The following is a 15,003-nucleotide window of genomic DNA, read 5'->3' as shown; positions in this document are numbered from 1 at the left end:
AGACAAGCTTCGAGTGTCGGGCGCCACGCCTGATCCTCTTCTGCGCGGAAGGTTGCCATACGCCCTGACCCGGCAGGTATGGAACACCGCGTGGCGACCGGCGTGGACAACGACGTCCTCCGGATCGAGCCCAGGCCTGTGCGCGCCCTGCGCAGGCGGCTCCAGTCAATGACTGCCTGAACCCGGGCTGTCCTTACCGTTATCTGGAGAACACCATGTCCGTAAAACGTCCCAGCAAAGCCGACTTTCTGATTGCCGCCCAGGACCATGGCTACGACCTGTCAGACAGTCAGATGGAGTCGTTCCTGAGTCTCGCAGACGAAACTCTGGGTTCCTACGAAGCCATCGATGCCCTGTACGCTGCGCATGTTGCCCAGCCTGCGCCGTTGCGCGAACACAGCAAACCGGCTGCGGCCGAGAACCCGTACGGGGCCTGGTACGTCAAGACCCACATTGCCGGTGCTGCCAGTGGCCCGCTGGCAGGCAGAACGGTGGTTATCAAGGACAACGTATCGGTGGCCGGTGTGCCCATGGCCAATGGCTCGCTGAGCCTTGATGGTTACGTGCCGTCCGAAGACGCCACGGTGGTCAAGCGCCTGCTGGCTGCGGGTGCGACGGTGATTGGCAAGTCGGTGTGCGAAGACCTGTGCTTCTCCGGAGCCAGTTTTACCTCGGCCACCGGCGCGGTGAAAAACCCTTGGGACCTGACCCGCAACGCAGGTGGTTCATCCAGCGGCAGCGCCGTGCTGGTCGCCCTGCAGGAAGTGGACATGGCCATCGGTGGCGATCAGGGTGGGTCGATCCGGATGCCGTCGGCCTGGAGCGGCATCGTCGGACACAAACCCACCTACAGCCTGGTGCCTTACACCGGCGCCTTCCCGATTGAACGGACCATCGACCATGTTGGCCCGATGGCCAACAACGTGCGCGACTGCGCGATCATGCTCGATGTGATCGCCGGCGCCGACGGGCTCGATTCAAGACAGAAAAACCCGCCAGCCGTCAGTTGCGTCGCGACCCTCGATCAAGGCGTTGCAGGCCTGAAAATAGGCCTGCTGCGTGAAGGCTTCGCGATTCCCGGCATGTCCGAGCCGCAGGTTGACGCACTGGTTCGTGCTGCCGTGGCGCAACTGGAAAGTCTCGGTGCGACGGTTGGTGACGCCAGTGCGCCGTGGCACCGCGGGGTGGCGCTGGACATGTGGAATGTCATCGCCACCGATGGCGCGGCCTACCAGATGCTGCAAGGCAACGGTTATGGCATGAATGTCGACGGCTATTACGATCCCGAGATCATGAGTTACTTCGGCGCCAAGCGTCGCGAACACGCCAATGCGTTATCCAGCAGCGTGCGTGCTGTGGCGCTGACCGGGCATTACAGCCTGAAAAACCTGCACGGTGCGTACTACGCCAAGGCGCGGATGCTGGTGCCGGAGCTCACCCGTCAATACGATGAAGCCTTCCAGCAGTTCGATGTGCTGGTAATGCCGACCATGCCGTTCGTGGCGACCACACTGACCGCCGCCGACGCGCCGATTGAAGAGTACGTGCATAGCGCGTTGAACATGCTGGCCAACACCGCACCGTTCGACCTGACCGGCCACCCGGCCACTTCAGTCCCGGCCGGTCTGGCCGACGGACTGCCGGTCGCCATGATGATCGTCGCGCCGCGCTTCAAGGATGCCTTGGCGTTGCGTGTCGCGCAGGCTTATGAAACCGCCCGCGGAACGTTTCCCACGCCTCCGGGTGTTTGAGTCCGGAGACTGATCGAGGGGCATACTCGCTCCATGCGAGCGGGTGTGCCCCTTCATTCCTCAAGGCCTCCACACCTCCACATCCTGCGCATCCACCGCCTTGGGCAGCAGGCCAGCAGCGAAGAAGGCGTCGGCGATATGCTGTTGTTCGTCCAATTGATCGTGCGTGACTGGCTGGATCTGATAAGTCCGATGGCTGTTGGCGATTTCAACCGTTTCGATATCCAGATTGCCCCACAAAGGGCTCAGTAGCTGCGCTGCTTCGCTTGGATTGGCCTTGAGCCAGATGCCTGCCTTGTGCAACTGCTCGTAAACCACGCTGAGCACTTGTGGGTGGTCCTTGGCGTAGCCGGTGCCGGTCAGGTAATAACGCTTGTAGCTGGACAATCCCTTGCCGTCAGCCAGAGTGCGCGTCGGCAATTGCCGTTGGGCGCTGGTCAGGAAGGGTTCCCAGGTGACCCAGGCGTCAACTTTATTGTTCTCGAAGGCCGCGCGGCCGTCGGCGGGCGACAGGTAGGCGGGCTGAATATCGGAAAATGTCAGACCGGCCTTTTTCAATGCTGCGATCAGCAGGTAGTGAGAACCCGCCGCCTTGGTGACCGCGACCTTTTTGCCTTTCAGATCCGATAACTGCTGCACGGGCGAGTTTTTATGGACGATGATCGCCTGCGCGGAAGGCGAGGCCGCTTCCTGGGCAAAGTAGGTCAGCCGGGCCTGCGCTGCCTGGGCGAAGATCGGTACGGTGTCCGCCACATCCGCGCTGATGTCCACGTTGCCGATGTTCAAAGCCTCCAGCAGCGGCAGGCCACTCGGAAACTCATGCCAGGTGACGGTGACGTTTTGCGGCGCGAGGGCTTTTTCCAGAATGCCCTGTGTTTTCAGCAGGGTGATCAGCGTCGACGATTTCTGGTAACCGATTCGCAGCGTTTCCTGCGCTTCGGCAGGGAAGGTGATGCACAAGGCCAACGCCGCGAGCAGACCTGCCAGCAGCGGACGACGATAGCCGGTTTGTGTGTTTTTTATCGGTTTGGGCATGGCGCGCTCGGTATTTGAAGGTGACGCTGAGTGTCAGGAGTGGTATCCCCACGCAGCGCAATGAGGATGATCTGTGTCAGTAGCCGCGCTGGCGATCAGCCTGATTCTGCAAGGCCTGCCCGCTGAGAAAACGGTCAAGGTTGGCCAGAAAGCTGTCGGCTATTTCGTGGCGGCTGTTGCTGGAGATCGCTGAGGTGTGGGGTGACAGGCGTACTCTGGGGTGTGCATACAGGGGATGACCGTCCGGCAGGGGCTCGGGGTCGGTGACGTCCAGCGAGGCAAGGCCAATGGTTCCCCTATCGAGCGCCTTGAGCAGCGCCTCATGGTCAAGCAGGCCACCACGGGCGATGTTGATCAGGTGCAGGCCGGGTTTGGCGCTGTTCAGTACGTCGGCGTTGACGATGTGCCGTGTGGCAGGTGTCAGAGGTGCGGCCAGTACCAGATGGTCGGCGCGGGAAAAAAGCTCGTGAATGTCGCGCGCGCTTTCGACGCCATCAACCTCGAACGGCGTCTGGCTCTGCCGCAACGCCACGACAGTGATGCCCAGTGCCAGCGCTTTACCGGCCAGGCTGCGACCGATGGCGCCGAAGCCGAGAATCCCGAGCGTAGTGCCCTTGAGCGGTGTCAGTGCAGTGAAATTCCATTGCGAGTCATGCACCCAGATGTCCGGCAAGTGTTTGGCAGCAGCGAAAATGGCGGCCAACGAGAACTCGGCAATGTTTTCTGCCGCGCTGCCCCGCGAGGTGCTGACCGGCGGGCCGTCGAACAGCCAGCCGGGATAGAAGTCGATGCCCGAAGACACCACCTGAATCCATTTCAGGCCATAAGGCCAGCCCGGAGGCGGCGAGGCAGGGGCTTCATAACCACGCACATTGATAGGGCGCGCCAGCAGAATGCTGACCTCGCCGGGCAGGTCGCTCGGCACGCCGGCCGGTACGCCGATGACCCTGGCTTCTGGATGGGTCACTGCAAGCCGCTCGCTGATGACCTGATTGAAGTCATCATCCAGTTGGCTGGCTATCACGAGTCGAGTCATGCCACAGCCTCGTCTGATTGATGGGCGACAGCCTTTGCATGACGATTGGCCGGTATTTCAAGACCGAGATTGTCACGCAGCGTATTGCCGGTGTATTCGGTGCGGAACAGTCCGCGCTGCTGCAGCACCGGCACCACCTGTTCAGTGAAATACTGCAAACCGTCCGGCAGGACGCTGTTGATGATGAAGCCATCGGCTGCGCCTGCCTCGAACCATGTCTGTATCGCGTCGGCAACCTGATCGGGCGTGCCGACGAAGTCGCGGCGGGGCAGGGAGAAGCGCAGGGCGACCTCACGCAGGCTCAGGCCTTCGTCTCTGGCCAGTTGCTTGATCCGGTCCGAACCGCCTTTCTGGCTGTTGGAGCCCAGATCACCTAGTTCCGGGAAGGGTTCGTCCAGTGGGTACTGGCTGAAATCGTGATCATTGAAGGGGCGGCCAAGGGCGACAATGGCATCTTCGATCGTCACCAGCTCCACGGCCTGGCGATAGCGGCTCTCCACCTCGGCCTCATCACGCCCGACAATCGGGCGAATACCCGGCAGAATCGACAGCGCGTGGGGATCTCGGCCAAAGCCGCCAGCTCTCTGTTTCAGGTCCTGATAGTAGGCGCATGCTTCATCGAAGCTCTCGGCGTGGACAAAGATCGCATCCGAATTCTGAGCGGCGAAGTTACGCCCGGCCTCGGAAGTGCCTGCCTGAAAAATCACCGGTTGACCCTGCTTCGACCGGGCGATGTTGAGCGGGCCTTTCACCGAGAAAAATTCGCCCTTGTGGTTCAGCGCGTGCAGTTTGCCTGGCGTGAAGAACTCGCCTTTCTGCTTGTCGTAGGCGAAAGCGTCGTCTTCCCAGGAATCCCAAAGGCCCTTCACCACCTCGATATGCTCTTTGGCGATTCGGTAGCGCACCGCATGTGGCGGGTGTTCGCCCTTGCTGAAGTTATCGGCGGTGCCACTCAGCCACGACGTCACCACGTTCCAGCCAGCCCGGCCGCCGCTGATGTGGTCCAGTGAGGCAAACTGGCGAGCGACCTGGAAGGGCTCTGTGTAACTGACCGTGACCGTTGCTACCAGACCGATGTGCCGGGTGGTGGCTGCGAGTGCGGACAGAATGGTCAAGGGTTCGAAGCGATTCAGGTAGTGAGGACTGGATTTCTCGTGGATGTGCAGGCTGTCGGCAATGAACACGAAATCGAATCGGGCCGCTTCTGCCAGGTGGGTCTGTTGCTGATAAAACCCTAAATTCACACTGGCGTTGGCCAGCGCCTGCGGGTGGCGCCATTCGCCCCAGCCATGGCCGACCCCGTGGACCATGGCGCCAAGTTTAAGGTGTCGTTGTTTGCTCATGAAGTGTGCCCCGGGCGTGATGAGGAAGGTAGATTCACCTCCGCCTGGAGAAAGGGGTCGGTAATGGGATTACGGTATTCCTATAAAAAACTGCCGTGAAATTCTTTTTTGTTATAGGTTTATTATTAAAGTAAATAATTATTAATTTACAAATTATGCGTTATTTGAATTTTAAGGATTTCCCTTCGCACGCCATGTCCCGGGCCTGATTATCTGTTCGTGAAATATCTGGCCGACGCCTTGCTCAAGTGCCTAACCGGGTCGCAGCGAACAAACATTGATCCAGGACAAAACCTGCACGTCTACAGTGTTTCAAGGTGACGAAAATAACTGATATGTCGGTGATCCAGCCGATATAGGCCTACGTATGCAGCCCTCAGCCTACCCAGGCCTTCTAGAACAGGAGTTCCATGGATCCGCGTCTTGCTGGACTTTCCTTCTTGCTGACCCTGGGCTGGACTGGCGCTGTCATTCTTGTCATCTGGTTTTATGCCTGATGAACAAGAGGTGTTCGACGTCGGTAGAGGCGTGGTGTTCGAAGCGCTCTTCGCTGACGACCGGTAGCCTGTCTGTGTGATGGCGAAATAGCGGCCCTAAAGCTGCTCCATTTGATGCCGATGTTAATACTACAGCTACCTGCCAGGTGGAGTCGGTCATTCCATCCAGCGCTGACGGCCTGACAGTTCGCGCTATGGACGGCATTGAGAAAGACGATTAACCGGCTTGATCGGCAGCCTCCATAGTCCACACATTGGTGTGTCTGACAGGGCTCGCAGAGACCGGCGCTTCATAACAATACTTCCATAGATGCTTACTCGCAGAGTATTTCCACATGTCGACCACGATTGAAAGCACCCACAAGGACAGGGCCAGGCTGGAACTTGATCTTCACTCGCTGATGACGGCCATTGACCGTTCCCAGGCGATGATCGAGTTCGATCTTGAAGGCAATATCCTGCGGGCCAATACCAATTTTCTGGATTGCGTCGGCTATCGGCTGGATGAGGTCCAGGGTCGGCATCACCGCATGTTCTGCACGCCGGAACATGCGTCCAGCGTCGAATATGCAACGTTTTGGGAAAAACTGGGCAAGGGCGCTTTCGACGAAGGGCAGTACAAGCGCCTGGGCAAGAACGGGCGCGAGATCTGGTTGCAGGCGACTTATAACCCGGTCTTCGACGAGCAGGGCAATCCGTTTAAGGTCGTGAAGTTCGCCACGGACGTGACTGCGCAACGCAAGTCCAATGCCGAGTACGAAGGCAAGGTTGCGGCCATTGATCGTTCGCAGGGCATTATCGAATTCGACCTGAACGGTCGCGTGCTCAACGCCAACGAAAACTTTCTCAAGGTCCTGGGCTATCGTCTGGACGAGATTCAGGGTCAGCACCATCGCATGTTCTGCGAAGACGACTACCTGAATAGCCCGGCCTATCGTGCCTTTTGGGCCAAGCTCGAACGTGGTGAGTATGACTCCGGCGAATACAAGCGCATCGGCAAGAACGGGCGCGAGCTGTGGATCAGCGCCACTTACAACCCGATCTTTGACCCGGAGGGTCGTCCTTACAAGGTCGTGAAGTTCGCCAACGATGTGACCGAGAGCCGCATTCGTCAGGCTGAGTCCGCGGGCAAGGTGACGGCCATCGAGCGCTCCCAGGCGGTGATCGAATTCGATCTGACGGGCAAGGTGCTGCACGCCAACCGCAATTTTCTGGCGGTATTCGGCTACGATCTTGACGAAATCGTCGGTGAACACCACCGTATGTTCTGCTCCGAGGAATTCGTCAGCAGCCTGCAGTATCGTGAGCTCTGGGAGAAGCTGGGTCGCGGCGAGTACGACGCCAACGAGTACAAGCGCAAACGCAAGGACGGTAAGGAGATCTGGATTCAGGCCACCTACAACCCGATTTTCGATGCGCAGGGCAAACCCTACAAGATCGTCAAGTTCGCGCTCGACGTGACTGTGGCCAAGGAAACCAGCGTCGAGGACCAGGGCAAGGTGAATGCCATCGACCGCGCCCAGGCCGTCATCGAATTCGACATGGCCGGCAACATCATCACCGCCAATGCCAACTTTCTCAAAGCGCTGGGTTATGGCCTGCTGGAAATCAAAGGCAAGCATCACCGTATCTTCTGTGAGGAAGAATACGTGCGCGGCACCGAGTACCGTGAATTCTGGCACGGGCTGGGGCAGGGCGAGTTCTATTCCGGGCGCTTCATGCGTGTCAGCAAATACGGGCAGAAAATCTGGATTCAGGCGACGTACAGCCCGATTTTCGACCACGACGGCTTGCCGTTCAAAGTGGTGAAATTCGCCACGGACATTACCCGTCAGGTTGAGATGGAACAGGCGATAGAGGCCAAGACCCGCACCATGGGCGAGTCGGTAAAAGCACTGATGAACGCCATTTCCTATGTGGCGCAAAGTACCGAGACGGCCACCGATCTGGCCAGAATGACGCGTGAGCAGGCCAGTTCCGGTTCGCAGACGCTGGTCAAGGCGTCCGACGCAATGGGCATGATTGCCAAGTCCGCCGAGGGCATTCAGGACATCATTCAGGTGATCAGCGAGATCGCCAGTCAGACCAACATGCTGGCCTTCAACGCAGCCATCGAAGCGGCCAGGGCCGGTGAGCATGGCCTGGGCTTTTCGGTCGTCGCCGACGAGGTGCGCAAGCTGGCCGAGAAGTCCTCGCGTGCGACCAAGGAAATCAACAAGCTGATTCTGGAAACGGTCAGCCGGATCGAGTCGGGCAACGAGATTTCGCGCAGTGCCGGCGAAGCCTTTGAACACATCGTGGAAGGCGTGATGCAGACCACGCAGGCGATCGACGGGATCAACACGGCGACAGAGAAGCAACGCCTGTCGGCGCAGGAAGTCGAGACCCTGATCGTCGAGCTGCATAAAGCCAACCTGACCGGCTACACCGAAACTCTGAACAAGGTATCCATCGGACAACCTGCATGAGCAGCCTGAATGCCTATGGCGTCGTGCAGATCAATGGTGTGTATCTGGCGGTGGTTGCCGATGCATTGATGGAGGCCGTGCACTGGCCCGCTGATCTGCATCCCCATCCATTGACCCGGGGAGCGCTGCGTGGGGTGTTTACCCTGCGTGGCAAACCGGTGCCATTGGTCGACCTGCGGGCTCAACTGGCGGAGGGTGGCGATATGTCTTCGCCGACGCCACTGGTCGCGATTCTCAAGTACGGCGGTGGCTACCTCGGGCTGGCGATTGACGCGGTGTGCGACATTCTCAAGGCCCGTGATTCTCAGTTCAGCCCACTGGGGCCCGAGGGCAGCGCTGTCGGGCTGCTGCCCTCTCTGCTGCTCGGCGCCGAAGAGTCGCGGATGATCTACAAGCTCGATCTTGCCTTCATGAGTGGTTTGCCAGGCGTACTGTTCGCTGCCGACCCCAACGCGCAAGTGCTCAAGGATGATGCGCTGGCCGCCAAGAGTCGCTTGCTGCATTACCTGGTATTCGAGTGCGATGGCCGCAACTTCTGTATCGATGCCAGCGTTGTGACCGAGTTGGTGGACGGTCCCGAGATCACAGCCTCGGACTTTGCCAGTGACTGCTGCTTTGGCGTCACCTCGGTGCGTGGCACCAAGGTTCCGGCGCTCAACCTGTCCGAAGTGCTTGGTCTGGATCATCTACGTCAGACGTCCAAGCCGCAGTTGCTGCTGTTGACTGCGCCAGACGGGCGGGTGTGCGGGTTTGGCTATGACCGCATGGTCGCCATTCAGCGTCAGGATCCGGACAGCCTGTTGGCGGCGCCGGGCTATGGCCTGCCGCATCCAGAGCTGCTGGCCGGGGTAATGAACCTGGAGGAGGGGCAGCAGGCCTTGTTGCTTGATCATCCGATGCTGCTGCAGCGCCCGGAAGTCAAAAGCTACACCCAGGTTTATCAGCACGACGTCAAACCTGCCCAGGCCTCGCACGATGTGACCAAGGCCATGCTGCGCCACGCCTGCCTGCTGTTCGATGCGCCGACCCGCTTCGTGGCACCGTTGAGCCAGATCGTGGAAATCATGAGCATGCCGCAGCAACTGATCGGCCTGTCGCAGCCGGAAACGCATTTGCTGGGGCAGTTCAATTTGCGCGGCGAGCAGGTACCGCTGATCTGCCTGAGCAGCCTGTTGGGCGAAGGCGCACAGGTCCAGGGCGAAGCGTCGCGTGTATTGATCGTGCGTGGCGAGCGGCTGTGCTTCGGTTTTGCAGTGAACCGCGTCGATGCAATCGACGCGTTCAATCAGTTCGATCCGGCCATGCTGGAACAGGGCTGGCAAGCCAGTACCGGCAAGGGCATTTCGGTCAATGACCGGGTCCGTTCGCTGGTCAGTGTCGGCAGTCAGGAGCGCAGCTGGCGCGCGACCCTGCTCGATCTGCAGGGGCTGGCCAGGCAACTGGAATGCAACGTCGATCAGCGCCGCACTGTGCAATCAGTCTGAACCGAATGCTCCGCGCGTGGCCTTATTTGAGTGTCCACCAGCGGAGTCAACGACCATGACTGACAAGAAAGACGAGAAAAAACCGGAACCGCAAAGCGATGTGCCCGCGCACTCGACGCCCGAAGAAAAGGAACGCCTGAAAGACTTCAACAAGGACGGCATCCCGCCTGGGGTTTGCTGACAGCTGTTGAATGCTTTTCCCGAAGCGCCCGGCCTATTACAGGCCGGGCGTTTTCGTATCAGGCCCTTGTGTTTCAATCGCCGCCCTTGGCGAAGTCCAGCAGCCCGGCACCCTCCATTCGGTAACGAACCCATTCACTTTGCGGTGCCGCGCCGATGGCTTCGTAGAACTGGATGGCTGGCTCGTTCCAGTCCAGAACGCTCCATTCCAGGCGGCCACAATCGTTGGCCACCGCTTCGCGAGCGATCTGTCGAAGCAGTGCGCGTCCAGCGCCGATGCTGCGTTTCTCCGGCGTGACATACAGGTCCTCCAGATAAACACCATTGCGTCCCAGCCAGGTCGAGTAGCTGTAGAAATAGACGGCATAGCCAACGGGCTTGCCGTCATCCAGGCACATCAGCGCCTTGGCAGGTGCGTTGTCGGCGAACAGGCTGCGTTGAATATCGTCGGCACCGGCCTTGACCTCGTGCCCGGCGCGTTCATAGATGGCAAGTTCGGTGATGAACGCCAGAATCTGACTGGCATCAGAAGCAATGGCTGGGCGTATTTCGAGGGACACGGAGGGCATTCCTTGGCTTATGGGCGCAGCATGATAGCCGCATTCGCCAGGCGCTCGATAGTCAGGCGTCGCGCAGCAGGTCGTTGGCGTTGAGCAACTGATAGGCGATCTGGGGACGTGCTTCCAGGGCGCGGCGGATGGCGGCAGGAATCGATTGACGCGTCTTGCGACACAGCCCGACCTTTTCCTCGACGACAATGCTGATGCCGCGCATGGTGCGCACTTCATTGAAGCCCGGCGCGACGTCGACACGCACGCCCAGTTGCTGGAAAATCTTGCGCTGCATGTGCTCCAGATCTTCCAGACTTTCGATACGCTCCAGGCGATCCAGCAGGGTTTTTTCCGCGTCGCGGGACAGCAGCAGAATCCGCAGGTCTGCATCTTCCGCGTCCAGCAGCTCGCGCTTGCAGTCGCAAGCGCCGGGCGGGCAGGGGTTACGGATTTTCAGAGGGGCGTTCATGGGCGCAGCATAGCGACTGATATGGGCGTCTGACCATAGCTGAGTGCATGTGCGCCGCGCAGGTAAAAGCCTGGCCCCTGCTGATATTCGCAGCGCTCCGCCGGGGCCTTACAGGTGCCGGATCAATTCGGCCACTTCATCTCGCCCTTGATGACCTTTGCACTCATCTCCAGCGAAGCCGGTTCGGCCAGTTGCGGCCAGGCTTTGTGCATGGCGTCGATCAGCGTGGCGGAATCCTTGGCCTTGGCGGTCTGTTCTTCGAAGGACTTCAGGTAGTCGGCGGTGAACGTCACAGCCTGGGTGCCTGACGGGACCTCGCCCAGGTAATGACCCGGAATCACGGTGGCCGGTTTCAGCGCCTCGATGCCTTTGAGTGTCGCGAGCCAGTCCTGACGCGATTTCGTGCTTTGCGTGTCAGCGACCCAGACATGAATACCGCTGGAGACCACGACACCGCCAACCACGGCTTTAAGGGACGGAATCCATACGTAGCTGCGCTCGGGCGCCGGGCCGTTAAGGCCTTTGATCTGCAACGGCTGGCCTTCAAGCGTCAGGTGATCGCCCTTGAGCACTTCCGGCACAACCAGGCTGGCTGGCGCATTGTCCTTGAGAATCGGGCCCCAGTAGGCGAGTTTGCCCTGCATCGACGCCTTGATCGCCTTCACGGTAGGTGCGCTGGCGACGATCTTCGCCTCGGGGAACGCGGCTTTGATGACGTCCAGACCGAAGTAGTAATCCGGGTCGCTGTGGCTGATATAGACGGTGGTAAGTTGCTTGCCGCTGGCCTTGATCTTTTGCACCAGGGCCTCGGCGTCGTTGCGCTGGAACTGCGCATCGATAAGCACCGCGTCATGCTTGCCCGTGATCAGTTCGGATGACACCGGGAAGACGGCTTTTTCGGCCGGGTTGTATACCTCGATTGCCAACGGGGCGGCGGCCTGTGCTGCGAGAGGGAACAGAGCAGCGAAGGACAGGGCAAGCAGGGATTTACGCAACATGGGGTACGACCTTCGTTCGGGCAGGACTGAGGTCGTTATCTTATGTTGCCTCAGATGAAACAAAAGCCTCAGTATTGGCAACTATTGATTGCTTATATCGGACGAATCGTGGATCGGATCATAGCGGCACGGGTATTCATCGCTATCAACGAAAGGGGCAGCCTCATAGCCGCTGCCGAGGCGCTGGACATGTCTCGGGCAATGGTCACACGTTATCTGGCGCAGATGGAGAGCTGGGCCGGAGCGCGACTGCTGCACCGGACCACGCGCAAGCTCGGCTTGACCGCACCAGGGCAAGTGACCTTGTTGCGGTGTCAGCAACTGGTCGAGCTGGCCGACGCAGTGCCGCTGGCGGCCGATACGCAAGTCGACGAGCCACGCGGCATGCTGCGCATCGCCTGTTCGCAGTCACTGGCGCTGGCCGTTCTGGCACACGCGGTGACGGCTTACCTGCGCCGTTATCCCGGCACCTCGGCAGACCTGCTTATCGGCAACGAGGCCGTGGATCTGGTCAGCGAGCGAATCGATCTGGCGATCCGCATCACCAATCAGCTGGACCCCAATGTCATTGCCCGTCCGCTGGGGCAATGCGATTCGGTGGTGTGTGCTTCTCCAGCCTATCTCGCCGTGCACGGCACGCCGTCCAGGCCGCAGGAACTGCCTGCCCACAACTGCCTGACCTATTCGTATTTCGGCAAAAGCCTTTGGGAGTTCACCCGCCAGCAACTGCCGCTCAGTGTGCCGGTCGGCGGCAACCTGAGTGCCAACGATTCAGTGGTGCTGCTGGAGGCCGCAGTGGCGGGCGCCGGTATCAGTCTGCAGCCTGTGCATTCGGCGGCGCCGTTGATTGCAAGCGGCAAGCTGATCGCCCTGATGCCGGAGTACCAGCCACGGGCTCTGGGGATACACGCGATCTACACCTCAAGGCACCATCAGTCAGCAACGCTGCGCACTTTTCTGGATTTTCTGACTGAATGGTTTGAGAGGGACGGAGATTAAATCTCCTGCTGTGGACAGGGCTCAGAGTGTCCAGAACACGCGGAGGATGGGCACGATAGGGTACGCACAGACGCCCATCGTTCCCACGCTCCGTGTGTGCAGTATCAGGTCTTGAACTTGCGCACCAGGCCGTCCAGTTCGCTGGACAGCATCTCCAGGCTTCTGGAATCCGCGCGGGCCGAGTCCGATAGTTCGGCGATCAACTGCGCATCACCATGGATCTGGCTGATGTGCCGGTTGATGTCTTCGGCCACCTGATGCTGTTCCTCGGCGGCGGTTGCGATCTGGGTATTCATGTCGCGAATCACATCCACTGACTCGCGGATTTGCCCGAAGCTGCTGCGTGCCTGTCCGATCTTGGTCACCGATTGCTGCGACACGTCGAGGCTGGCATGCATCTGTTGCGCCACCGAGGCAGTGCGTTTGGCCAGGTTGCCCAGCAAGCTGTCGATTTCTGCGGTCGAGTCCGACGTGCGTTTGGCCAGTGCGCGGACTTCGTCGGCCACCACGGCAAAGCCGCGACCCTGTTCGCCTGCACGTGCTGCCTCGATGGCCGCGTTGAGCGCCAGCAGGTTGGTCTGCTCGGCAATCGAGCGGATGGTGTTGAGGATCGACTGAATGCCTGCGCTGTCCTTTTCCAGTTGCGTCATGTCCTTGGCCGAGCGGGTTAGCTCTTCGCTGAGCTGGTCGACGCTGCGCACCGCTTCATCGATCTGCCGCTGACCTTCACGCGCCTGTTGCTGACCGTTGTCGGCCGAGTCGGCGGCCTGGCTGCAGGAGCGGGCGACTTCATTGGAGGTAGCGACCATTTCATGAAACGCCGTGGAGACCATGTCCACCGCTTCGCGCTGTCGGCCAGCAGCTTCGGCCATGTCGTTGGAGACACGTGTCGAACTGTGTGAGGCTTCGAGAATCTTCCCGGCCGCCTGCCCGATGTGCTGGATCAGGCTGCGGATCGCGGTCAGGAACTTGTTGAACCAGCCCGCCAGCTGCGCGGTTTCATCCTTGCCGCGCACGGCGAGGTTCTGGGTCAGGTCGCCTTCACCGCCCGCGATGCCTTCCAGACCACTGGAAACACTGTGGATCGGACGCACGATAACGCGGGCGAAACTGGCACCGACAATTGCAAAGACCACCGCCAGCACCGCCGCGATGATACCGATCAACCAGGTCAGGCGGGTGGCCGAGGCCATCACTTCGTCCTGCTTGATCAGGCCGATGAAGTTCCAGCCCAGTTGCTCGGACGAGTACACATTGGCCATGTAGCGTTCGCCGTTGAGTGTCACCTCGACCAGACCACTGGCAGTTTTCGCCAGATCGCTGAAGCCGTCGCCCAGTTCGCCCAGTTTCTTGAAGTTATGCTCGGGCTGTTTCGGATCGACCAGCACGGTGCCGTTCTTTTCCATCAGCATCAGATAGCCGCTTTCGCCCAGTTTGATCTGCTTGACGATGTTGGTCAGTTGCTTGAGCGATACGTCAATATTGACCACGCCGCCAGGGTTGCCCAGCTTGTTGGGTATCGCCCGGATAGTACTGACCAGTACGGCATCGTCGTTGGCCCAGTAATAGGCATCGCTACGCACGGTCTTGCCGGCATTGGCCATCGCCGTCTTGTACCACGGCCGCACACGCGGGTCGTAGTTGCTCATTTTCGGGTCTTCCGGCGTCATGATGTAGCTGCCGTTGATCAGACCATAAGAGACGTAGGAGTAGGCTGGGTGAGCCTTGGCGATACTGGCGAACAGCTCGGTCGCCTGCCTGTCATTCTCGGACTGCGGGGGAGGCGTTGCGCCCATGTAGTTGCGGAAATCATCGCTCGCCCCGGCGATCAGCGGGTGCGCCGCGATGTAATTGACGTTCTGCGTAATGCCGTCGAAAAACAGCTGCATGGCATTGTCGACCTGACGAATTTCGCGCGCGCTGCTGTCCGCGAAATCACTGGTCGCCTTGTCACGCAGATTCACGATCACGATGGCGGCAACGACTAATATGGGCAAGCACGCAATGACTGCGAACGCCCAAGTCAATTTCTGTTTGATATTCATTTGAGCTCCGGGATGTCCGTTACTGCCGCAGGTGTTGGGCGCTGCATGGACGCAGTCTGCGCCACCAGGCGTTGGCCTGAGAGTCGTTCTTATGGTCTACCAACAGGACAACGGCTTTTTGCTGGCATTCTTTAACTGGCTTGGCGG

At 59.7% G+C, this 15,003-nt stretch carries 12 protein-coding genes; 5 read left to right on the top strand and 7 right to left on the bottom strand.

Annotated elements, in window-relative coordinates:
• Positions 1 to 215: 215 nt before the first annotated feature.
• Positions 216 to 1,751 (top strand): amidase, encoded by a 1,536-nt coding sequence (locus tag JOE29_RS13710; RefSeq protein ID WP_027902985.1) that lies wholly within the window; start codon positions 216 to 218, stop codon positions 1,749 to 1,751.
• Positions 1,752 to 1,811: 60 nt separating this feature from the next.
• Here JOE29_RS13710 and JOE29_RS13705 read toward each other — a convergent pair whose 3' ends face one another.
• The 3 genes from JOE29_RS13705 to JOE29_RS13695 form a co-directional block, all read right to left on the bottom strand.
• On the bottom strand, positions 1,812 to 2,786 hold the full coding sequence (locus tag JOE29_RS13705; protein ID WP_024960122.1) for an aliphatic sulfonate ABC transporter substrate-binding protein: 975 nt from the start codon (positions 2,784 to 2,786) through the stop codon (positions 1,812 to 1,814).
• Positions 2,787 to 2,862: 76 nt separating this feature from the next.
• Positions 2,863 to 3,822 carry a D-isomer specific 2-hydroxyacid dehydrogenase family protein gene (locus JOE29_RS13700; protein WP_044311513.1) on the bottom strand — a complete coding sequence of 320 codons (960 nt, stop codon included), beginning with the start codon at positions 3,820 to 3,822 and terminating at the stop codon, positions 2,863 to 2,865.
• A complete protein-coding gene (locus JOE29_RS13695) occupies positions 3,819 to 5,165 on the bottom strand; it encodes an LLM class flavin-dependent oxidoreductase (protein WP_058444953.1) in 1,347 nt (448 codons plus the stop codon). Before JOE29_RS13695 ends, JOE29_RS13700 begins: the two co-directional genes overlap by 4 nt.
• 832 nt (positions 5,166 to 5,997) lie before the next feature.
• Between JOE29_RS13695 and JOE29_RS13690 the strand changes: the two genes are divergently transcribed.
• From JOE29_RS13690 to JOE29_RS25590, 3 genes are read left to right on the top strand one after another with little or no spacing between them, the layout of a single operon-like run.
• On the top strand, positions 5,998 to 8,130 hold the full coding sequence (locus JOE29_RS13690; RefSeq protein WP_210079612.1) for a PAS domain S-box protein: 2,133 nt from the start codon (positions 5,998 to 6,000) through the stop codon (positions 8,128 to 8,130).
• On the top strand, positions 8,127 to 9,614 hold the full coding sequence (locus JOE29_RS13685) for a chemotaxis protein CheW (RefSeq protein WP_210079611.1): 1,488 nt from the start codon (positions 8,127 to 8,129) through the stop codon (positions 9,612 to 9,614). The genes JOE29_RS13690 and JOE29_RS13685 overlap by 4 nt, the downstream gene beginning before the upstream one ends.
• A 55-nt stretch (positions 9,615 to 9,669) precedes the next feature.
• Positions 9,670 to 9,795 (top strand): hypothetical protein, encoded by a 126-nt coding sequence (locus tag JOE29_RS25590; protein WP_003315538.1) that lies wholly within the window; start codon positions 9,670 to 9,672, stop codon positions 9,793 to 9,795.
• A gap of 73 nt (positions 9,796 to 9,868) precedes the next feature.
• Here the strand turns inward: JOE29_RS25590 and JOE29_RS13680 are convergent, their stop codons facing one another.
• The 3 genes from JOE29_RS13680 to JOE29_RS13670 form a co-directional block, all read right to left on the bottom strand.
• Positions 9,869 to 10,354, bottom strand: coding sequence for a GNAT family N-acetyltransferase (locus JOE29_RS13680; RefSeq protein ID WP_029572484.1), 486 nt, complete (start codon positions 10,352 to 10,354; stop codon positions 9,869 to 9,871).
• A gap of 61 nt (positions 10,355 to 10,415) precedes the next feature.
• Positions 10,416 to 10,814 carry a hypothetical protein gene (locus JOE29_RS13675; protein WP_024693942.1) on the bottom strand — a complete coding sequence of 133 codons (399 nt, stop codon included), beginning with the start codon at positions 10,812 to 10,814 and terminating at the stop codon, positions 10,416 to 10,418.
• A gap of 122 nt (positions 10,815 to 10,936) precedes the next feature.
• Positions 10,937 to 11,812, bottom strand: coding sequence for an MBL fold metallo-hydrolase (locus JOE29_RS13670; RefSeq protein ID WP_010410232.1), 876 nt, complete (start codon positions 11,810 to 11,812; stop codon positions 10,937 to 10,939).
• 108 nt (positions 11,813 to 11,920) lie between these two features.
• Between JOE29_RS13670 and JOE29_RS13665 the strand changes: the two genes are divergently transcribed.
• Positions 11,921 to 12,811 carry a LysR family transcriptional regulator gene (locus JOE29_RS13665; protein ID WP_348635021.1) on the top strand — a complete coding sequence of 297 codons (891 nt, stop codon included), beginning with the start codon at positions 11,921 to 11,923 and terminating at the stop codon, positions 12,809 to 12,811.
• A 104-nt stretch (positions 12,812 to 12,915) separates the two neighbouring features.
• On the opposite strand, the gene JOE29_RS13660 is transcribed toward JOE29_RS13665, so the two are convergent.
• Positions 12,916 to 14,856 carry a methyl-accepting chemotaxis protein gene (locus JOE29_RS13660; RefSeq protein ID WP_004418077.1) on the bottom strand — a complete coding sequence of 647 codons (1,941 nt, stop codon included), beginning with the start codon at positions 14,854 to 14,856 and terminating at the stop codon, positions 12,916 to 12,918.
• Between the last annotated feature and the right edge of the window lie 147 nt (positions 14,857 to 15,003).

The sequence above is a fragment of the Pseudomonas sp. PvP009 genome (assembly GCF_017832995.1).
Lineage (GTDB): Bacteria > Pseudomonadota > Gammaproteobacteria > Pseudomonadales > Pseudomonadaceae > Aquipseudomonas > Aquipseudomonas syringae.
This window is presented reverse-complemented; position numbering and strand designations above follow the sequence as displayed.